General features: G+C 35.2%; 17 protein-coding genes and 1 rRNA gene. 6 read left to right on the top strand and 12 right to left on the bottom strand.

The window, feature by feature from the left end:
- The 12 genes from BQ7474_RS00935 to BQ7474_RS00880 all read right to left on the bottom strand — a co-directional run.
- A 16S ribosomal RNA gene (locus BQ7474_RS00935) occupies nucleotides 1–840 on the bottom strand; the annotation flags it as partial.
- A 457-nt stretch (nucleotides 841–1,297) separates the two neighbouring features.
- Nucleotides 1,298–1,519 (bottom strand): DUF951 domain-containing protein, encoded by a 222-nt coding sequence (locus tag BQ7474_RS00930; protein WP_073997207.1) that lies wholly within the window; start codon nucleotides 1,517–1,519, stop codon nucleotides 1,298–1,300.
- Complete coding sequence (locus BQ7474_RS00925; RefSeq protein ID WP_073997206.1) at nucleotides 1,506–2,351, bottom strand: mechanosensitive ion channel family protein; 846 nt, start codon at nucleotides 2,349–2,351, stop codon at nucleotides 1,506–1,508. The genes BQ7474_RS00930 and BQ7474_RS00925 overlap by 14 nt, the downstream gene beginning before the upstream one ends.
- A gap of 73 nt (nucleotides 2,352–2,424) precedes the next feature.
- On the bottom strand, nucleotides 2,425–2,919 hold the full coding sequence (locus BQ7474_RS00920) for a GDSL-type esterase/lipase family protein (protein WP_073997205.1): 495 nt from the start codon (nucleotides 2,917–2,919) through the stop codon (nucleotides 2,425–2,427).
- The gene (locus BQ7474_RS00915; RefSeq protein WP_073997204.1) at nucleotides 2,916–4,910 is read right to left on the bottom strand and encodes an alpha-amylase family glycosyl hydrolase; all 1,995 of its coding nucleotides are present in this window, start codon (nucleotides 4,908–4,910) and stop codon (nucleotides 2,916–2,918) included. The genes BQ7474_RS00920 and BQ7474_RS00915 overlap by 4 nt, the downstream gene beginning before the upstream one ends.
- 15 nt (nucleotides 4,911–4,925) lie before the next feature.
- Nucleotides 4,926–6,983 carry an elongation factor G gene (gene fusA, locus BQ7474_RS00910; RefSeq protein ID WP_073997203.1) on the bottom strand — a complete coding sequence of 686 codons (2,058 nt, stop codon included), beginning with the start codon at nucleotides 6,981–6,983 and terminating at the stop codon, nucleotides 4,926–4,928.
- Nucleotides 6,984–7,124: 141 nt separating this feature from the next.
- Entirely contained in the window at nucleotides 7,125–7,481 is a 357-nt protein-coding gene (locus BQ7474_RS00905) for a DUF956 family protein (protein ID WP_073997202.1), read from the bottom strand.
- Nucleotides 7,482–7,484: 3 nt separating this feature from the next.
- The gene (locus BQ7474_RS00900; protein ID WP_073997201.1) at nucleotides 7,485–8,456 is read right to left on the bottom strand and encodes a PTS system mannose/fructose/sorbose family transporter subunit IID; all 972 of its coding nucleotides are present in this window, start codon (nucleotides 8,454–8,456) and stop codon (nucleotides 7,485–7,487) included.
- Between the two features lie 11 nt (nucleotides 8,457–8,467).
- On the bottom strand, nucleotides 8,468–9,283 hold the full coding sequence (locus BQ7474_RS00895; RefSeq protein WP_073997200.1) for a PTS mannose/fructose/sorbose transporter subunit IIC: 816 nt from the start codon (nucleotides 9,281–9,283) through the stop codon (nucleotides 8,468–8,470).
- Between the two features lie 9 nt (nucleotides 9,284–9,292).
- On the bottom strand, nucleotides 9,293–10,309 hold the full coding sequence (locus tag BQ7474_RS00890) for a PTS sugar transporter subunit IIB (protein ID WP_073997199.1): 1,017 nt from the start codon (nucleotides 10,307–10,309) through the stop codon (nucleotides 9,293–9,295).
- Nucleotides 10,310–10,378: 69 nt separating this feature from the next.
- Nucleotides 10,379–11,371 (bottom strand): Gfo/Idh/MocA family protein, encoded by a 993-nt coding sequence (locus tag BQ7474_RS00885; protein ID WP_073997198.1) that lies wholly within the window; start codon nucleotides 11,369–11,371, stop codon nucleotides 10,379–10,381.
- A 28-nt stretch (nucleotides 11,372–11,399) separates the two neighbouring features.
- Nucleotides 11,400–11,966: a hypothetical protein gene (locus BQ7474_RS00880; protein ID WP_073997197.1), complete on the bottom strand. Its 567-nt coding sequence runs from the start codon at nucleotides 11,964–11,966 to the stop codon at nucleotides 11,400–11,402.
- Nucleotides 11,967–12,051: 85 nt separating this feature from the next.
- Between BQ7474_RS00880 and BQ7474_RS00875 the strand changes: the two genes are divergently transcribed.
- The 6 genes from BQ7474_RS00875 (at nucleotide 12,052) to BQ7474_RS00850 (ending at nucleotide 20,148) form a co-directional block, all read left to right on the top strand.
- Entirely contained in the window at nucleotides 12,052–14,895 is a 2,844-nt protein-coding gene (locus BQ7474_RS00875) for an insulinase family protein (RefSeq protein WP_073997196.1), read from the top strand.
- A 75-nt stretch (nucleotides 14,896–14,970) separates the two neighbouring features.
- Nucleotides 14,971–16,071, top strand: a complete 1,101-nt coding sequence (locus BQ7474_RS00870; RefSeq protein WP_073997195.1) for a 5-bromo-4-chloroindolyl phosphate hydrolysis family protein — start codon at nucleotides 14,971–14,973, stop codon at nucleotides 16,069–16,071.
- Nucleotides 16,072–16,092: 21 nt separating this feature from the next.
- Complete coding sequence (locus BQ7474_RS00865) at nucleotides 16,093–17,109, top strand: 5-bromo-4-chloroindolyl phosphate hydrolysis family protein (RefSeq protein ID WP_073997194.1); 1,017 nt, start codon at nucleotides 16,093–16,095, stop codon at nucleotides 17,107–17,109.
- Nucleotides 17,106–18,224, top strand: a complete 1,119-nt coding sequence (locus BQ7474_RS00860) for a toxic anion resistance protein (RefSeq protein ID WP_073997193.1) — start codon at nucleotides 17,106–17,108, stop codon at nucleotides 18,222–18,224. The genes BQ7474_RS00865 and BQ7474_RS00860 overlap by 4 nt, the downstream gene beginning before the upstream one ends.
- Before the next feature lie 8 nt (nucleotides 18,225–18,232).
- Nucleotides 18,233–18,493, top strand: coding sequence for a kinase to dihydroxyacetone kinase (locus BQ7474_RS00855; RefSeq protein ID WP_073997192.1), 261 nt, complete (start codon nucleotides 18,233–18,235; stop codon nucleotides 18,491–18,493).
- Nucleotides 18,494–18,804: 311 nt separating this feature from the next.
- On the top strand, nucleotides 18,805–20,148 hold the full coding sequence (locus BQ7474_RS00850) for a hypothetical protein (protein WP_073997191.1): 1,344 nt from the start codon (nucleotides 18,805–18,807) through the stop codon (nucleotides 20,146–20,148).
- Nucleotides 20,149–20,152 lie beyond the last annotated feature (4 nt).

Below are 20,152 nucleotides of genomic sequence, written 5' to 3'. Positions count from 1 at the left end.
CGGCACCCAGATTTACTCCAGACACCTAACACTCATCGTTTACGGCGTGGACTACCAGGGTATCTAATCCTGTTTGCTACCCACGCTTTCGTACCTCAGCGTCAGATAATGGCCAGAAAGTCGCCTTCGCCACCGGTATTCCTCCTAATATCTGCGCATTTCACCGCTACACTAGGAATTCCACTTTCCCTTCCATCTCTCAAGTTAAACAGTTTTAAAAGCTTACTATAGTTGAGCTATAGCCTTTCACTTCTAACTTTTTTAACCGCCTACGTACCCTTTACGCCCAATGATTCCGGACAACGCTCGGTCCTTACGTATTACCGCGGCTGCTGGCACGTAATTAGCCGGACCTTATTCGTATAGTACTGTCATTTTCTTCCTATACAAAAGATTTTTACAACCCGAAGGCCTTCTAAATCACGCGGCGTCGCTGCATCAGGGTTGCCCCCATTGTGCAAAATTCCCCACTGCTGCCTCCCGTAGGAGTCTGGGCCGTGTCTCAGTCCCAATGTGGCCGTACACTCTCTCAAGCCGGCTACTGATCGTTGCCTTGGTGGGCTGTTATCTCACCAACTAGCTAATCAGACGCAAGTCCATCTTACACCGCTAACACTTTGATTAATACTTCATGCGAAGTATTAATGTCATAGGGTATTATTCTCCGTTTCCAGAGGCTATCCCCTTGTGTAAGGCAGGTTACTCACGCGTTACTCACCCGTTCGCCACTAATCCATTCATCGTCATTCCGAAGAAGTCTAATGAGTTTCATCGTTCGACTTGCATGTGTTATGCACGCCGCCAGCGTTAATCCTGAGCCAGGATCAAACTCTCATGAAAAATATTTATGAGAGCTTTTGATTCAAGCTCTTCTCATTTACACTGATCTAAAATCAATGCGTGATTTATTTTTTAATCATCCGTTTCAAAGAATCAACTTGGATAAGTTGTCAATAACTTATTTAAAGTTTTTTGATAGGTTGATTATGTTTTACATAATCATTGATATTAAATTTCATTGTAGATGTTTTTAAAACATCTGGTTCAATGCGATTCTTATTGAATCGACTTTTATAGTCTACCATTTAATTTTTATCTTGTCAAATCTTTTTGTAAGTTTTTTACAATAAATTTACTTGACCTTTACAAATTAAGTGTATCGACTTTTTATAGTCTATCACCTTTTCGCTGCTTTGTCAAGAGTTTTTTTATTGTTTTAAAAATTCTTGACTAGCCTTTTTGGTGTCGACTTGTACTATTATACACAGGTCATTTTTTTATGTCAAGTCTTTTTTAATTATTCTACTTGATAGTTTACTATTGATACCATTTTGCCGTCTTTGTCTTGGATTTTCCTTATCTTCTTGTCAAAATCTATTCTGGTTAACCAAATATTTTTTTCACATCCAAGGCATTTTAATTTGATGTCTGCACCTGTGCGTTCGATTTTCCATTTATTTTCTCCGCATGGGTGTCCTTTTTTTAGGCTTACTATATCTCCCGTTTTATATTTCTTCATTTGCAACCTTTCCTTTTGTTACCGCTACTACTTGAGTACTAGGATTTAGATTTCTTTGGTACATTTCCTCTATTATTATTTTTCTTTCTTCTCTAGCTAGTGCCCATTGATAACCTGGCATAGCAATACCTGTTGTTTTTGCTACATATGATTTTTCATTCATTTCCATGATACCAAATAGTCTAACATCTTCTAATATATATTTTGCCAGGTCCTTGTTTGTCTTTAATTTTTCTCTTACATTTATTACAATCTCTTCTAGTTCTTGGTAAGAAACTTCATAGGATAGATAAATGTTGCATTCAAATTTGATTGGCACGCTGTTCAAATTCTGTACGTTTGTTATTTGCGAATTTGGTATAGTATGCAAGGATCCATCATAGTCTCTAATCTTTGTGTGTCGCATGCCAAGGGTTTCTACAGTACCTTCAACTCCTGCTGCCTTTATCCAATCCCCAACTCTAAAGGTATCATCTACGATTATTATTGTTCCAGTTACTATATCTTTGACTAGAGTTTGAGCACCAAATGCTATGGCAACACCACCAATTCCTGCTGTAGCTATGATAGAGCGAGTGTTTACTCCAATCATATCAAGGATTATCATTACTATTATAAAGCCAAGTATAAATTTCACTACGGAATACAGGTTCTTACTTAGCGTTTCTATTCTTACTTTCCTATAGCCATCTTGATCCATTTTGTCATCAAAGGCCTTCTTTATAATTCTAGATATGACTTCTAATAATAGTTTACCTAGAACTATAACTATGACTACTAGTATAAGATCTTTTATTATGCTTGCTTTCGTTATTTTTTCTATGTTATTCATATAGACTCCCTTCTTATAGTATATAATATATTATAGCCTTAAATTTTATCAAAATAAAAGCAGCTTAAAGCTGCTAAATATTATCTATTCTTTTTATTATCTCATGAGCCAATCTTTTATGAAAATCTTCTCTCATATGAAGACCATCTATAAAATATGATGGTGGTATTTTTCTTGCATCAAGAGTCGGATAAGGCAACTTCGTTAACATTTCACCATAAGTATCCATGTTATTGTTGATAAGCTCATATATAGGGTAGGCTTCTTCCTCTTCTATATATGGAGGAATTATAATAAGATTTTTATCTGCCTTTGATAATTTTAATAATTCTTTTATGTTTGCAAGGGCAATTTCAGCTGAAACTCCTTGGTATAGATCATTAGTTCCTGCAAAGACTATTAACAGATCGCACTTACTAGCCTTAAATCTTTTAAGCAAGTCAGAAGTCATATCACCGTTTCTACCCAAGTTCATGGTTTCATAGCCTGCTTCTTTGAGGTAATCTACGTATGACTTTTCTACTAAATATCCTTCGGTGAAGGAATCTCCTAGGCAAATAATTTTCATTTATTGTATTTTTCCAAAGCCAAAGCTGTTCTTGATGGTATATATATTTTGATCCCATCATAGTCTGTTCCGGCTAGCCTTTCTGTCTTGTATACATAGTCATGAGAAATTCTTCCTAGCCCACCAAATCTTATCTCATCAGTATCTAAAACCGTCCTGAATTCTCCAACATCGTGGATTGGCAAAGCAAATGATTCATAGGAATTTGTAGGATGGAAGTTAAATAGGTAGACTATATCCTTATTTCTAAAGGCGATAATCTTTCTGTCATTGTCAAGCCATAATCTAAATGTGGTACTGCCTAATTGATCGTACTTTTTGACGTGTTCAATCATAGCCTTATCAAAATCACCTAGGTAATGATATTTTAGATATTCTGCATCTAGAATAGACCATTTTCTTGTAGCATGTGAAAATGAGTATCCATTACCTTCTCTTGGAAAATCAATCCATTCAGGGTGTCCTGACTCATTGCCCATAAAGTTAAGGTAAGCGTCCGCTCCCATGGATATTGTAATCCACCTAATCATCTTATGAAGGGCTATGGCCCTATCAATTACATAATTTGTGTTATCTTTATCCATTGACCAATACATTTCCTTATCGGCCAAGGTGAATATTGTCGTCTTTGAGCCAACTAAAGCTTGGTCGTGGCTTTCTACATAAGATATGCGTTTTTCTTCTGGTCTATGAGTTGATAATTCATACCACATATTGGATAGATCCCAATTTTCATCTTGTTTTTCTAGGGTTTTCTCCCAAAAATCCGGCATACCCATAGCAAGCCTGTAGTCAAAACCTATACCAGCATTGGATATTGGTAGGCACATACCAGGCATACCCGACATATCTTCAGCTATAGTTATAGCTTCAGGTTTTATTTCTCTGGCCAATTCATTGGCTAATTGCAAGTAAGTTATTGCAGAAATATCAGTGTTCATGGAAAAATATTTGCTATAGTGGTCAAAATTTTCTCCACGACCGTGATTTTTATAAATCATAGATGTGACACCGTCAAATCTAAAACCATCGAAATGGAATTCCTCTAGCCAATATTTGACATTGGATAGCAAAAAGTGAAGAACTCCTGGTTTTGAGTAATCAAATAATTTAGAATCCCAATCTGGGTGATTACCTTCAGCTCCTGCGTGGAAGAACTGGTAGTCAGTTCCATCAAACTCGTTGATGCCCTCTATAGTATTTTTGATAGCATGGGAATGAACCAAATCCATAATCACATTTATCCCCATATTATGGGCTGCGTTAATCAAAGATTTAAGGTCATTGATTGGTCCATACCAAGAACTTGGAGCATAAAAGTTGCTGACTTGATAGCCAAAAGAACCATAATATGGGTGCTCAGCTATAGCCATGAGTTGGACAGTATTGTAACCGTCCTTCTTAATTCTAGGCAAGATGTTTTTTTCAAATTCCTTGTAAGTCGAAACTTTTTCTTCCTCGCCAGCCATGCCTATATGGGCTTCATATATCAACAAGTCATTTTTATTAATTTTGAAATCTTGATCAGTCCACTTAAATTTGGAACGTGGATTTTGCAATATAGCCGCAAAATCATTATTTTCATCTCTTTCTACCCTACTAGCGTAGAGAGGAATCCTATCTTTGATGGCTCCATTGGCATCAACTAAGACTTTTATCCTAGACCCATGTGGGATTGTCCTGATTCCCTTAATGAAGATTTCCCAGTCCTCATCATTTATTTTACTAAGTGGGTGGGCATGCCTATCCCAATTGTTGAAATCGCCTATCAGATATAGGCCATCGGCCTTAGGCGCCCACTCTCTGTATATCCAGCCATTTTTGACTTTGTGAAAGCCATAATAATGGTGAGCATTGGCAAAGTCTTTTAAGCTTTCGCTATCTTTTAAGATTCTTTCTTTTTGCTTTTCATATTCATTCATTCTCAGATTTATGTCGTTTTCGTAGTCTTTTATCCAAGGATCAATTTCTAATATTTCCCACTTTGCCATTGCTACCTCCTGATATTATTCTGCTCTATCTGCTATTACCTTTTGAGTGATTTCTTTTGGCACTTCTTCGTATCTGTCAAATTCCATTGAGAAAGAACCACGTGCTGATGTTTGACTTCTTAGATCGATAGCGTAGTTTAATACTTCTGCTAGTGGAGCTTCTGCCAAGATAATTTGGCTTCCATCTTCTTGTGGTTCCATGCCGAGTATTTTGCCACGTCTCTTGTTCATATCACCCATAACATCTCCCATGTTATCTTCTGGAACTTTAATTTCTAGTTTCATAACTGGTTCAAGTAATATTGGATTCGCTTCTTCTATACCCTTTTTGAAGGCTATCTTTGCAGCAGTCTTGAATGCTTGTTCGTTAGAATCTACTGGGTGGTAAGATCCATCGTATAAGGTTGCACGAATACCAGTTACTTTAAATCCTGCTAGTGGTCCTTCGAAAAGGGATTCTTCTAGTCCTTTTTCTACTGCTGGGAAGTAGTTCTTTGGAACTGCCCCACCAAATACTTCTTCGTCAAATACAAATTCTTCTTCTGTTGGTTCAAATCTGATAAATACATCTCCGTATTGGCCAGCACCACCAGATTGTTTCTTGTGTTTACCTTGTACGTCAGATTTGCCCTTGATTGTTTCCCTATATGGAATCTTGTAATCTACAACCTCTGTATTTACACCGTAATTGTCACGTAGTTTATCCATTATAACTTCTAGTTGCATATTGCCGAGACCAGATAGGATTTGTTGGTGAGTTTCTATATTTCTATCGTCTACAAATGTTGGGTCTTCTTCGATAAGTTTTTGTAATGCTTCAGAAATCTTATCCTCGTCATTTTTGCTTACTGCTTTGATTGCGTAGAATAAAACTGGTTTTGGATATTTTATTTTTTTGTATTCTATCTTATTGTCTGCTGTAGCAAGGCTATCACCTGTTGATAGGTCGTCAAGTTTTGTAAATGCACCAATATCACCTGCTATTACCTTGTCAGCTTTGATTTGTTCTTTACCTTTTAGATAAAATAGGTTTGATACCTTTAATTCCTTGCCTTTTGTCACGTCATAAATCTTGTCATCTTTTGAAACTGATCCAGATAAAACTTTAAATATTGAGATTTTACCAACAAATGGATCTGCAAGAGTTTTGAAAACTACAGCAGAGAATGGAGCATCCTCGTTTGACTCGAAAGCTTCATAGCCTTCTTTTACTCTAAATCCAATATTTGCAGCCTCATCATTGATAGATGGCATGTATTTTGTTATTACTTCAAGAAGTTGGGTTAGGCCGATTTCTTTTTCACTAGATCCTGCAATTAGTGGAACTACTGTTCCTTCAAGTATAGCTTCAGAGAGTCCATTTCTAAATTCACTTTCAGAGAATTCTTCGCCTTCAAAGAATTTTTCCATTAATGAATCATCAGTTTCTGCAACTGCTTCTATAATCTCTTCGTAAACAGCATCAACTTCTGCTAGACGAATTTCCGGTATTCCTACTTCTTTCTTTTCGCCATTTTCGTAAGTGTAGGCTTTTTTGTCTAGTACATCTATTACTCCCTCAAATTTATCGCCTTCGCCAAGCATTAGAGTTAGTGGAATAACTTTTTTGCCAAAATTGATGTGTAGGTCTGATACAACCTTGTTGAAGTTGGCATTTTCTTTATCAAGTTTGTTAACAAAGATGATTGACGGAAGATTGATGTCTTGGGTATATTTCCAGTATTTTTCTGTACCGACCTCGATACCGCTTTCTCCATCTATAACAAAAAGTGCAGCTTCGCTTGCTCTTAGGGCTTGCAATACTTCACCTTCAAAATCAAAAAATCCAGGAGAATCTATAAAATTGATCTTAAAATCTTCGTATTCGACTGGAATGATTGAAGTTTGGATAGAGATTCCTCTTTTTTTCTCTTGAGCTTCATAATCTGAAACTGTGTTTTTATCTTCAACTCTTCCTTTTTTATCGATTGCACCTGTCTTATATAATAAAGCTTCTGCAAGTGATGTCTTACCACTTGCAGAGTGGCCGACTAAAGCTAAGTTTCTAATTTTAGATGTACTATAATTTTTCATAATTTCTCCTTTGTGAAAACATTTATAAGTAATGTTTGAGTTTTAATGTATAAGTTAATTATATAGCAATTTGAAATATTTTTCCATATTTTAGAAAATGTTTTCATATTTCCATATAAAAATAGGGCACTTACTAGCACCCTATCTTTTTAATATTCTCTTTATATAGTCCATTATACTAAGAGACTTCCTAAGTTTATCACTTGGAATATACTTATTTATAGCTCTTAGAGTCTTCTTATTATCAACCGTTGTGAATATAAAATCTCCATTTTGCTTAGTGTGAATGGCAAATCTTGGGATTTTCTTTTTGAAAACAACCTCTGCTGTAATCAGGTCTACTTCCTTCCAAGGAATCTGAATATAGTCATTAGGATTTCTACTGTTGTAGTATTCAAAAGCCTTATCCCCAACCATAACCGATCCAGAGCTTGTAAAGCCCTGGAGGTGGTTGGCCTTTATAGTAAGATCAACAGTTTTGTTTTGAGATTCTACCATAGCCTACATTATATGGAAATATCTTGCTACTATACCTATAGCGAATAAAGCAAGGATAATTGTAATTGGTGAAACGTCTTTTTTGAGAAGTTTTGATACACCTAGGGTTAATAGTAATGGCAATAGTCCTGGTATTAGCATATCCAAGTTATCTTGAAGGGTTGTTACCTTTTCTGGGCTAAAGGCAGTTGCACCATAGGTGTTATAGGTCTCAAGGGCTTGCTTGATTCCTTCTGCTCCAGCTGGTAGTTCTTCCCAGTGGATATAGGTTTGTGCATCTTGGGCAACTCTTGTAATTTCTAATGGAATATTAACATTTACCCAACGTTGGACAAGAGCTCCTATGACAAACATACCTAGTATAGACGCCATGAGGGTAACTCTACCAAGTAGTCCGCCGGATAGGTCCTTTGTGATTTCATTTCCTGCTTTGTAGCCTGCTTCTTGAGTCTTCCATAGGAAGATGTATCTAATCAGATTCCAAAGTACAAAGAATAGTAGAGGTCCAATTATATTCCCACTTAGGGCAAAAGATGCACCAAGTGCTCCAAGTATTGGCCTTATAGTAAACCAGAATACTGGATCGCCTACACCTGCTAGAGGTCCCATCATTCCTACTTTTACACCGTTTATTGCAGCATCGTCAATGGCTGTACCATTAGCTCTTTCTTCTTCCATAGCTAGGGTCACACCCATTACTGGCGCAGATACATATGGGTGGGTGTTATAAAATTCCAAGTGACGTTTTAGTGCTGCCGCTTGGCTATCTTTGTCATGGTATAAGGCTTTGATAGCTGGGATTATAGAATAAGCCCAACCACCATTTTGCATTCTCTCAAAGTTCCAAGTACCTTGTAAAAATTGGTGTCTGTTGCAGACTTTCTTTCTGACAGATTCGCTTAGTTGGATTCTGCCATTTTCGCCTGTTACAAGTTCTGCTTGTTCTTTTTTAATAGTTTCTTTGTTTTCAGTCATTAGATCCCTCCTTAATAGTCATTGATTATATCGCCAAGGGGATCGCCAGAGTTTGAAGATGATCCTCCGCTATTTTGAGCAAGGCCTTTAAGTTTCATATAGATTAAGGCAAGGGCAACAGCTATGACACCTAGTCCTATCAATGTGATTTGTGGGATTGCTGCAAGGACAAAACCAAGAGCAAAAAATGGCCAGGTTTCTTTGGTACTCATCATATTTAATACCATGGCATAACCAACAGCCGCAACCATACCACCACCTATTTGCATACCTTCTTTAAGCCATGCTGGCATAGAGTTAAGGGCATCTGTTACTACCTTTGCAGGAATAAAGCAAAGGATTACTGCAGGGATTGCAATACGAAGACCTTGCATGGCTATACCTGCCCATTGAAGTCTTTCGATTTTTGCAAAGTTTGCATCTTCTGCCGCGCTGTCCATGGCGTGAACCATTGGAATAGCAAGGGTTCTTGCAAACATTGTTAGAAACAACCCAGCTACTGAAAGAGGGATTGCAAGGGTTATTGATGTTGATATAGCTTCTGTAGCATTGGCATCTCCTCCATTAAGAGCCAAAGCCATGATTATTGCTGATGCAACTGAAGCTAAAGCCGCATCTGGAGCTATAGCCGCTCCTACATTTGACCAGCCTAAGGCTAGCATTTGTAATGAACCACCTAGCATGATACCTTCTTTGAGGTGACCTGTCACAAGACCAATGAGGGTACAAGCAACTACTGGTTGGTGAAATTGAAATTGATCTAGGACCCCTTCACAACCTGCTAGGAAAGCTACTACAAAGATTAAAATAATATTAATTGCAGACATTTTTCTCTCCTAATTCATTTTAAGTTCAGATTTTGCTTTTTTGAGCATGTTTTCTAAGTTGTCAGATTTGTCAGACGGAACTTTTCTTACATCGAAACTTATGCCATAATCTTTTAGTTTTTCTATGGTTTCTACATCATCCTTGTTCATAGCAACTGCTGTGTTTAAGTTGACTTTACCTTCTGAATAAGCCATAGATCCGATATTTACTTTATCAAGCTTGCCACCTAGTTCCATAAGTTTTAGAACATCTTGTGGTTTTTCAAACAAAAGCATAGCGCGTGTTGCACCAAATCTTGGATCATCTAGGATTTCCTTCATCTTCCAAACTGGAACTACGTGAGCCTTAACTCCTGGTGGCTCAGCTTCCATTACCATTGATTTACGAAGTGCATCCTTGCTTACTGCATCTGAAACAACTATTATACGGTCTGGCTTGGTAGCCTTGGTCCAGCTAGTTGCAACTTGGCCGTGCAAGAGCCTTGTGTCTATACGGGCTAGGGCAATATCAATCTTGCCATCGCCGATAACAGTTCCTGGAGGAATTGATCCATCTGCCTTAGTCTTGGCATCTACTTCCTCTTGGCCCCTGTCAACTTCTTTGGCTTCTGCCTTTGTTTCTGTTTCGTTTAGATCTTCCGGTTTGATCTTTACTCCCTCTCTTGCTGATCCTATAATTGCCTTTGCAATGCCGTGAGAAGATTCATTTGTAAATCTTTCTGATAGAGCTTCTATGACCATTGGAAGATTCATTCCAGCAACAATGGCCCACTTATCTTCGTGACCATCTAGCAAGTTTGATGTTTGGTTAAATGGAGTGCCTCCCCATAGGTCAACTAGAAATAAAATTTGATCGCTATCAACTTTTTCTATGCAAGCTTCAAGCTCATTTTTCAAGTCATCAGGTCCCATGGATGGCAAAAGAATTGCAGATTCAAACTTTTCTTGGTCGCCAAAAATCATTTGTGCAGATTCTTTGATGCCTTCAGCAAAGTGGCCGTGACTTGCAAGTATTATTCCTACCATCTTCTCTCCTTTCCTTAAAATAAATTTTATATAAATTCAAATATTATATACTTTTATTATAGCACAGCATTAATTAATTGTATCGGCAGGATAATAAATATTCGCATCAAATCTAGCACGAGTTATAACATCCATGTAATTTTGTGTTAGTTTTAATAGCTCGTCTACTCTATTTAGGTCCTTTGTTCTCATAATCTCTTCGATCTCTACAAATTCGTAATATAGCCTTGATTTATCTTCTAGATTGTAGTTGAAATTTTCTACGCCACTTGCATGAGTTTTTGTAAGATTAAACTTATCAAAACTATTCAAAGCGTCCGGAATCTCAATAGTAGCTTCACTTCCTTGTATAGTGTTTATGATAGGAGCAGCAGAATCCTTTGATCCAATACATGAAACTTTGAAATCCTCGTAATCAAGGATGACTATGCCCGATGTATCTATGTCTTTTTCTATATTTGCAAAGTACTTGACTTCCTTTGGCAGGCCAAAAGTATCTACAGCAAAAGCTATATTATATAAGTTTAGGTCAATCAAGGCTCCACCCGAGTTCTCCAATCTAAATACCGGCTCAATAATCCCTTCTTTGAACTTGTCATACCTTGATGAGTATTGAGAATAGTTAAAGGAGACAATCTTTATGTCTCCCAAGTCTCCGATAAGCTTTTTCACTTCATTTGCATTAGGAATAAATCTGTGGCTTATTGCTTCAACTATCATCACGTCATTTTCCTTGGCTTTTTCTATGATTTTTTCGCTCTCATAAGCATTTGAAGTAAAGGGTTTTTCACAAATTATATTTTTCCTTTTATCTATAGCCTTATCCATTGCCTCAAAGTGCAGGTTATTTGGCAAAACTACATAAACGGTATCTATTTCATCATCGGTCAAGAGATCATCTATGCCTAGATAATATCTCTTTATTTCATAATCTTGGCATAAGTTCTGTAGTTTTTCTTCATTTCTTGCAGCTATGGCCATAAGGTCTATATTTTCGATTTGATTAATTACTGGCAAAACTTCATTGACAATTTTGCCTGAACCTAAAATTCCTAATTTCATTTCTTATCTCTTTCCATAATTCAATTTATTATCTTTTTTCATAATTTAAATCTTGGTCATCAAAGTCTTTTCCCAATAAAGATCTCTTGTCCATAAGTCTTATAAAATATTTTGACGAGTATAGGCTTATGAAATAAATCAAAAGTGATAGTCCAAGAGTTGGCCAAAAGGCAGCTTGGGTAAACTTTGAATCTGGAACAAAGTTTAAGACCACATAGTAAGAAGTCCATATTTGAAAAAAGCTATTTAATGGCACCGTTAAGTATATATCTTTATAAGACTTGTATTTTCTAATTAATATAAGGGTTAAAATGTCGGCTAAAAAAGCACTTATCCATATAGCCAAGACCCCAAATATGGAAAATTTTAACAAAAATATTCCAAATATAAAAGAAATCAGAGAAATAACTCCAATCCTTTTAACCCTTAATATTAGAGCAGTAAAAATAAAACTATAGGCAGGGGCCATGGCCAAGAGCCTTCCACCAGGAATTGGCAGACTACTACCCACGAAATAAAGAACAGTCCCTAAAACCACCATAAGAGCCACAGAAATCCCCATCACAGTCAGCTCTTTTGTCTTTAATTGACTCATAATCCCTCCTTTTAGTAATCATCTCTATATTTCTACCCAAATCTTCTTATTTTTGTTGGAGTATAGTTAAACAAACGGAGGAATTATGACATACACATTAAAAGAAAAACAAAATTACGAAAAAATGGGAGTAGAAGTATTTTTATACGTCCATGATAAAACCAATGCTCAAGTTGTTTATGTAAAAACATCTGACAAAAATAAGACCTTTGGCATAGGTTTTAAGACCCCACCAACAAATTCCAAAGGTATGGCCCATATTATGGAACACTCTGTATTAAATGGTTCCAAAAAATACACTACTCGCGAGCCTTTTATGGATATGGCTAGCTCATCATTACAAACTTTTCTAAATGCAATGACCTATCCAGACAAGACTGTATATCCAGTTTCTAGCGAAAATGACAAGGACTTTTTTAACCTTACAGATGTTTACCTAGATGCTGTCTTTAATCCAGCTGTAGTAAACAAAAGAGAAATCCTTGACCAAGAGGGCTGGCACTACGAGATGGACGGAGATAAAATCACTGGTATTTCTGGGGTTGTCTACAACGAAATGAAAGGAGCTCTCACAGATCCCGATGAAATTGTATATAGCGACATAATCTCACACTTATATAAAAATAGCCCTTACCAATATGAATCTGGCGGAGATCCAGCAGAAATATATAAAATCTCTTATGATGAATTTGTAGAATTTTACAAAAACCACTACCATCCATCAAATGCCTACATTTATTTTTATGGGGACTTAGATATAGATTATTACCTAGACCATCTCAATAAGGAATATCTATCAAATTATGATTACAAGGATTTAGATTATGATATCAAAGTTTCTGATAATTATTTTGATGGCGTGATTGAATCTACTTATCCATCAAGTATGACTAGTGAGAATTCTGATTATTTGGCCTATGGTTTTCTAACCAAGGCAAATCCAGACACGAAATACACTTTGACCCTTGCTATTTTGATAAGTGCCCTCTTCCACATGGATTCATCTATTATCAAGAAGCAAATCAACGAAGAAATTGACCCTGAATCATTTTATGCAAGAGTCGGCTATGGAGTAAGAAGCTCATTAGTTCTACTAGCTCAAAAGACAGACGGTGAAAAACTTGATAGATTTGTAGAAATTATAGAAGATGGCTTGAAAGAAGCAAGCCTTGGCCTTAACAAAGAAAGTCTAAAATCAGCATTTTCAATCTTCCAATATGGACAAAGAGACCAGTTAAATTCAGTAAGCAGAGGACTGAATTACTTTTTGATGTGGTCTTTTAACAAGTCTATCTTTGAAAGTTTTGAAATTGTTAACTACTTAAACGAGCTAGGAGAGCTTGTAGAAACTGATTATTACGAAAACTTCATCAAAGAAAACTTTATAGATAATCCAACAAAACTAACCTACATCGCAAAACCAAGTAGCACTTATAATAAGAAAAAACAAGAAAATCTAGAAGCTTATATTGATAATCTAAATAAAAATATTAGCCAAGAAGAATTACAAATAATCAAAAATAATCTAGCTAAACTTGAAATCCACCAAAATACAGCTGATACAAAAGAGCAAAAGGCAAGTATTCCAGTTTTAAACATTGAAGATGTGCCTACAAAAGTTGACAAAACTCCAAGAGAGTTGATAGATGATAAGTATATCTACCACGATATGGATACAGCTGGCCTTATCTACACCTCCCTTTACTTTAACATCGACCATTTGGATTTGAAAGACTTGCAATACCTATCTCTAATAAACGACTTTATGGGATCTGTTGATACAAGTAATATGGCCTATACACAAATTGATGACATCTTGTTCCAACACTTGGCAAGTCCAAACTTTTCAAATTCATTTATAAATGTTAATGAAAAAGACCTTGCAAGGCTAGAAAAAGTTTCCTTTATAAGCACATCCAAGTCTTTCGACAAAGCTTTGGAGCTAATGAAAGAATTCATGTTAAACTCTAAATTCGACAATCAAAAGAGAATCCTTGAAATCCTTAGGATGAAAAAGGCTTATTTTGCCTCAGCAATGTATGACCAGGGCCACATACTAGCCATAAACAGGGCAAACGCTCATATTGATAAGGCGACTATGTTAAGAGATGAGCTATCTGGCATTGGATCTTATTTGTTTTTGGAAGAAGTGATTAATCAGGCAAAAAATAATTTCGATGACTTTAAAGATAAGATTATGGAAATTTATTCTAGCTTATTTTCAAATGATCTTGAAATAAATATCACTTGTTCAAAACATGACTTTGAAAAAGTTAAGGAAATAATAAATACAAGTTTTGCTAACCTTGAGGATAAAAAAGATACAGTAGAAATTGAATTTAGCCCAAAATCTTACAAAGAAGCTATCATGTCAGATGCCAATGTCAATTATGTAGGTCAAAGTGCTGATATTAAAAAATACGGTCATAACTTTGAAGGAAAGTTAGTTTTAGCAAGTTCTATACTTTCAAACCCATACCTATATGAGCTAATCCGTGCCAAGGCAGGCGCCTATGGTGGTGGACTTACAATAAATAAGGCAGGACTTTTGTCAGCATATTCCTATAGAGACCCACACATAGTAAAAACTCTGGAAACTTATAGACAAATTCCATCCTTGACAGAAAATATATCACTTAGCGATAGAGACTTTGAAAACCAACAAATCTCTTCAATGGGTACATTCTTAAGACCAAAGTCACCGCAAGGCTTGGCTGATGAAGACTATGCTAGGTATAAGAAGGAAAAGCCTACAGATCACGAAAAGATCCTTGCTGATATCAAACACTCAAATCTTGATGAAATTAAAGAATATAAGAAACTCTTTAAAGCTGCCATTGACGAAGAAAATATATGTGTCTTTGGCAATAGAGAAAGTATATTAGAAGTAAAAGATAATTTTGACAAGATTATAGATTTGAAGAATTAATTTTAAAATAATTAACTTTCATTTAAGTATATCAAGCTTTGAGGTATAATTATGGTAAGTTTCTAAGGAGAGTGTATGAGTGATAACAAGAACAATTTTAAAATAAATGACATACTATCTGACATCGATTTTGATGAGATTGGAAATACAATAAAAGAATCTGTAAATGCAACTATCAGGACCTTTACAAAATCAAAGAAAAATAATGAAAACCTGCCTCAAACAAAAAACAAGGAGGTCTGTGCCCAAAAACCGCCAGAAATTAATAAGGCTCAGGGTTGGCGTGCCATATCCATTGTGACTGCTATTGGATTTGCTATGATGACAATTGTTGCCCTTGATGGTTTTTTTGCTTGGAGAGGCTTTGGATATTTCTTATTTTTAGTACTTTCGGCCATGGCTACTTTTGTAGTACCTTATCTATCTTGGAAGGTTTCCAAGGAATATTTTAGACTAACTAATAACTACGTGAGATTTCTAAGGGAGCTTGGTAACAACACAGTTATATCTATCAGAGATTTGGCAAGTTCTGTTGCCCAAAGCGAAGAAAAAACTGTATCCGACCTTATGAAAATGATGAAAAGAGGCTATTTTTACCAAGCTCGTATAGTAGAAGACGACTCCCTATTTATCCTGGATATACCGACATTTAGGCTATATAAGGAAAAGAGCAAGGAAAGCATCCAAACAAAGACAGTAAATAAGGATGAAGATGAGGTCTTGGTAGAAGATCTATCCTTTGAAAGAGCAAGAGAAATCATTAACCAGGGTAAGAATTCTCTTGATAGGATAAAACTAAGTCAAGCTAGGACTAACGATGCTAATTTCAGAATCAATGTAGATAAACTTATCAAAAATTCAGTGGATATATTAAATATTGTAGAAAAGTATCCAGACAAGTCCTACGCCCTAAACAAGTTTTCAGATTACTACTTACCTACAGCTGCAAAACTTGTAGAAACCTACAACGATTTTGAGATGATGCGCACAAATGATAAGAAAATCTTGACTTCAATGAATCAGATCAATGAGTCAATACTCACAATAGCAGAAGCCTTTGATAAAATCAAAGTGGAACTATTAGCTGATAGAGCCATGGATGTGAAGACTGATATAGACACAATAAACTTACTTTTAAATCAAGAAGGTTACGCAGAAGATGATTGGGAGAGCTAATTAATTTAACTTGGGGAAATTATGAAAAAACGCAGATATAGCATTAGACTGGTAGATGAGTCTACAGAAAAAGACAATAAAATAGAAGAAAAACTCTTTAGACTTCCAGCAAAGGAAATCAATAGAGCTAATGGAATGCTAGCCCTTGGCATTATCTTTTCTGTTGTTAGCTTCGTGATTATTCTATTAATGTTTATAGCTTGGATATTTGGTGACCTATCATCTTGGTTAATAATTTTTATAATTTCTCTTTTTATTTCTATAGTTATTATGCTTACAGGATATAGAGGAAAATTGGAATACGAAAGACTTGAGAAAAACTACAAGAGATATATTAGAGAGCTTAATGGCAATAAAGTCATTTCCATTAACGATTTGGCAAACTCAGTAGACCAAGACATTGAAGAAACATATAGTGACTTAAGGCATATGATAAAAGAAGACTATTTCCCCGAGGCTCGAATAGTTGAAAATAAGTCTCTTTTTATTCTAGATATTCCAACCTATAGCTTGTACAAAGAACGAAAAAACGAGATATTATCTGAAGCTTCGGATATCAGGCAAATTTCAAATGAACAAAACTTAGAAGAAATTAACCTAGTACGTTCTAAGGAAATAATCGAATCTGCAAATAAAGATTTAATTGCCATAAACTTGGTTAAAAATAAAATTGAAAATAAAACCTTTATTGACCACATAGAAGATTTCGAAAATTCAAGCAAAGATATCCTTAAAGTAATCGAAAACCATCCTGAAAGTTCTCATGGATTAAATAAATTTTCTGAATATTATTTGCCAACAAGCGTAAAACTTATAAATGCATATTACGAGTTTGAGCAAATAGCATCAAGGAACTCAAAAATATTAAAATCAATGGAACAAATAGATGAAACAATAGTTGATCTGACTAACGCTTTTGAAAGATTACAATTAGATTTTCTAAGCGATAGCACTATGGAAGTTAAAGCCGATATTGACACAATAAACCTACTTTTAAATCAAGAAGGACTTAAATACAATGATTGGAGGAGTAAATGAGTGATATAAAACTAACCCTTGACGGCGATAATGAAAATGACAATAAGCTTGAAAGTATAACTAATGAAGGACCAGACTTAGTAGAAAACAATATTAAGTTTTCACCAGAAGAAGAAAAGATGATTGATGATTTCTCCAAGAAGATTGACTTGGATAATACAAATATCATCCTCCAATACGGATCTGGAGCACAAAAGAAGATTTCTAACTTCTCTGAAAAAACCCTAGATACTGTAAGAAACAAGGATTTGGGAGAAATTGGAGATCTGCTCGATTCTGTTGTAATGGATATCAAATCAATGGATAGAGAAGAAACTAACGGGCCTCTAGGATTTTTCAAAAAACAAGTCAACAAAATTGAAGATATGAAATACCGCTACCAATCAGCAGAAAAAAATATAGACGAAGTAGCAAAAACTTTGGAAAACCATCAAATAACCTTGATGAAAGATATTTCTATGCTTGATCAAATGTATGATTTAAACGAAGAATACTACAAAGAAATCACCATGTACATCGAAGCTGGAAATAGAAAGCTAAAGGAAACTTATGCTAGCGAAATACCAGCCCTTGAATCAAAGGCCAACGAATCAAACTTGCCTTTAGACGCACAGAAAGTAAACGACCTTAAAGCCCAGGCCAATAGATTCGAGAAAAAACTTCACGATCTTGATTTGACCCGTATGGTTTCTATACAAATGGCTCCTCAAATTAGGATGGTTCAATCATCAAATTCAATTATGGCAGAAAAAATCCAAACAACTATTGTAAATACCATCCCACTTTGGAAAAACCAAATGGTATTGGCCCTTGGAATGAACCACACCAACCAAGCCATCAGAAGCCAACAAAGAGTAACTGACCTTACAAACGAATTATTAAGAAAGAATGCTGATACTCTAAAACAAAATACTATAGAAACAGCAAAGGCAACTGAACGTGGTATAATTGACCTTGATACAATAAAACATACAAACGATCAATTGATTTCAACTATAGAAGAAGTTAGAAATATCCAAATTGAGGGCAAGAAAAATAGAACTCTTGCCCAAGCTGAGATAGCAAGGCTAGAAGAAGAACTAAAGAGAAATTTAAAACAAGGAAATAGTAATTAGGAGGATTTATGGTAGATATAGGAGATTTTAAATTTGATACACAAATGCTAATAGCTGGAGAAAATCTAGACGAAGATGAGATTTTTGACCATATAACAGCAAATTTTGAGGGAGATAGCCTTCTTGCTGTTGGTGATGAGGAACTAATCAAAATTCATTTTCACACCAATAGACCTTGGGAAATCCTAGAATATGCAGCAAGCCTTGGCGAAATCCACGACATAGTTGTAGAAAATATGCTAAGACAAGCCGAGGGACTTCAAGGTTAATGTTTAAGGCAAATAGCTAGTATTGCTTAAAATTATAAAACTTTAGCAAATCTCAAAATAATTCATTCTGTTTTAAAAAATATGCAAGCAATCCAAGTAATTCGACCATAGATGGCACTCTTTGATGGTAAGTGAATTTGCGATTTGTAGTATTATAAGATTTAGACTTAGTCAATTTCTTAAGTAGCTTAAGTATTTTGGGATTTGCCTAGGACTTTACTAGGGTATTACCCTAGTTTTTTTATTGAAATTTCACCATTTATTAATATAATAATAAGAAGAGATAATATAAGGATAAAAGAGAGTATATTATGAAAATAAATAAATTTTTTGGAGCTCTAGCCTTTAGCTTATGTTTGGCTACAGTAAGTAATGCTAGTGCTCAAGAATTAGATGAAAATATAATAATCAGTGAAATTGATAATAAGCTGGAAACTTTGCCAAACTTTGATAAGGCTTCTGCTAGAGAAATCAAAGAATATGAAGCAAACAAGGACATCATTAATTTCGGCCAAGAATATGAAAATAGGCTAAAATTAGTGGAAAATATCGAGTTGTTAAAAAAGGCTGATGATTCTTCTAATGAAAAATTAATCGAAGAATCCACACATATACTAAATTCCGATGATATGGAAAGTATCAAAACACAAAGTGACAAGCTTTCTGAAATCACAAGCCTATATAATATAAAAGAAAAGCTATCACTTACCCCTATAGAAAAAGACGATTTAGAAAAACAATTGAAGACTTATCTAACGAGTGGTCTATTATTTGAAGCCAAGGCAAAAGATTTAGATTTGTTCGAAAATTCTATTCTAAATTCAAAATCCTATGAACTTGCTGATGAGAAAACAAAGGATAAGTATAAGGAAGTAATTTCCTATGTAATAGATAAGGATTTTGACCAAGAAGCTGCCTTTAGGATTTTGGAAGATTTTTTAAAGACTGAAGATAAGCTAAACTTCGAAGATCACTTGATTTCAACTAACGAAATTGCACAAAACCAAAAATATAACTCTTCAAATGATACAAGTATCACACAAGTTAATGAAAACGAAGTTATTGAAACTACAAGCATTGATAGCAATGATATGGAAGCTGAAAGTAGCGAAAGCAAAGAAGAGTCAGCCTTTTTGAAAAACGAAAAGACAAAAGATAAATACAGCGAGCTTACAGATGACCAAAAAAAGGAATTGGGTATAATCGATACAGACAAGAATGGACAAATTTCTGAAAGCGAACTTGAAAGTTCAGAAAACTTTACGCCAAATCTAGACAAATCATCATGGCTATATCCATTTACAGAAAAAGCTTTAAACGAGGCTAGCCAAGATGGTGAAAGTTCTAGTCAAACCAGTGAATCTAGCAGTGATCAAACAAGTTCCCAAGAAATAGAAACCCCAAAAACTGTTACAATTGATAACAATACTACAAAATCTCCACAACTTGCTACTGATGCAGAAAAGGATGATAAGGATGATAAGAATGAGGAACAAGAAGAATTCAAAGAATCTGAAGCTCAACCAGATAATACAAATGCTGGATCAGTTGTAAAAACAGGAATTAAAGGTCTAGGAAGTGTTGCAATAATTCTCATAGTTGCAATTATCGCCTACTACTTTATGAAGAAAAATTCAAAAGATATGAGAAAATAAAAAC

It is taken from the genome of Anaerococcus urinomassiliensis (assembly GCF_900128425.1).
In the GTDB taxonomy this organism is placed as follows: domain Bacteria; phylum Bacillota; class Clostridia; order Tissierellales; family Peptoniphilaceae; genus Anaerococcus; species Anaerococcus urinomassiliensis.
Note: the sequence above shows the minus strand (reverse complement) of the source record. Positions and strands in the feature narration are given on the sequence as shown.

Bases quoted from the DNA above. Each gene is read 5' to 3' on its own strand.
- BQ7474_RS00930 (WP_073997207.1), bottom strand. From the start codon at position 1,519: ATGAAGAAATATAAAACGGGAGATATAGTAAGCCTAAAAAAAGGACAC.
- BQ7474_RS00925 (WP_073997206.1), bottom strand. From the start codon at position 2,351: ATGAATAACATAGAAAAAATAACGAAAGCAAGCATAATAAAAGATCTT.
- BQ7474_RS00920 (WP_073997205.1), bottom strand. From the start codon at position 2,919: ATGAAAATTATTTGCCTAGGAGATTCCTTCACCGAAGGATATTTAGTA.
- BQ7474_RS00915 (WP_073997204.1), bottom strand. From the start codon at position 4,910: ATGGCAAAGTGGGAAATATTAGAAATTGATCCTTGGATAAAAGACTAC.
- fusA (WP_073997203.1), bottom strand. From the start codon at position 6,983: ATGAAAAATTATAGTACATCTAAAATTAGAAACTTAGCTTTAGTCGGC.
- BQ7474_RS00905 (WP_073997202.1), bottom strand. From the start codon at position 7,481: ATGGTAGAATCTCAAAACAAAACTGTTGATCTTACTATAAAGGCCAAC.
- BQ7474_RS00900 (WP_073997201.1), bottom strand. From the start codon at position 8,456: ATGACTGAAAACAAAGAAACTATTAAAAAAGAACAAGCAGAACTTGTA.
- BQ7474_RS00895 (WP_073997200.1), bottom strand. From the start codon at position 9,283: ATGTCTGCAATTAATATTATTTTAATCTTTGTAGTAGCTTTCCTAGCA.
- BQ7474_RS00890 (WP_073997199.1), bottom strand. From the start codon at position 10,309: ATGGTAGGAATAATACTTGCAAGTCACGGCCACTTTGCTGAAGGCATC.
- BQ7474_RS00885 (WP_073997198.1), bottom strand. From the start codon at position 11,371: ATGAAATTAGGAATTTTAGGTTCAGGCAAAATTGTCAATGAAGTTTTG.
- BQ7474_RS00880 (WP_073997197.1), bottom strand. From the start codon at position 11,966: ATGAGTCAATTAAAGACAAAAGAGCTGACTGTGATGGGGATTTCTGTG.
- BQ7474_RS00875 (WP_073997196.1), top strand. From the start codon at position 12,052: ATGACATACACATTAAAAGAAAAACAAAATTACGAAAAAATGGGAGTA.
- BQ7474_RS00870 (WP_073997195.1), top strand. From the start codon at position 14,971: ATGAGTGATAACAAGAACAATTTTAAAATAAATGACATACTATCTGAC.
- BQ7474_RS00865 (WP_073997194.1), top strand. From the start codon at position 16,093: ATGAAAAAACGCAGATATAGCATTAGACTGGTAGATGAGTCTACAGAA.
- BQ7474_RS00860 (WP_073997193.1), top strand. From the start codon at position 17,106: ATGAGTGATATAAAACTAACCCTTGACGGCGATAATGAAAATGACAAT.
- BQ7474_RS00855 (WP_073997192.1), top strand. From the start codon at position 18,233: ATGGTAGATATAGGAGATTTTAAATTTGATACACAAATGCTAATAGCT.
- BQ7474_RS00850 (WP_073997191.1), top strand. From the start codon at position 18,805: ATGAAAATAAATAAATTTTTTGGAGCTCTAGCCTTTAGCTTATGTTTG.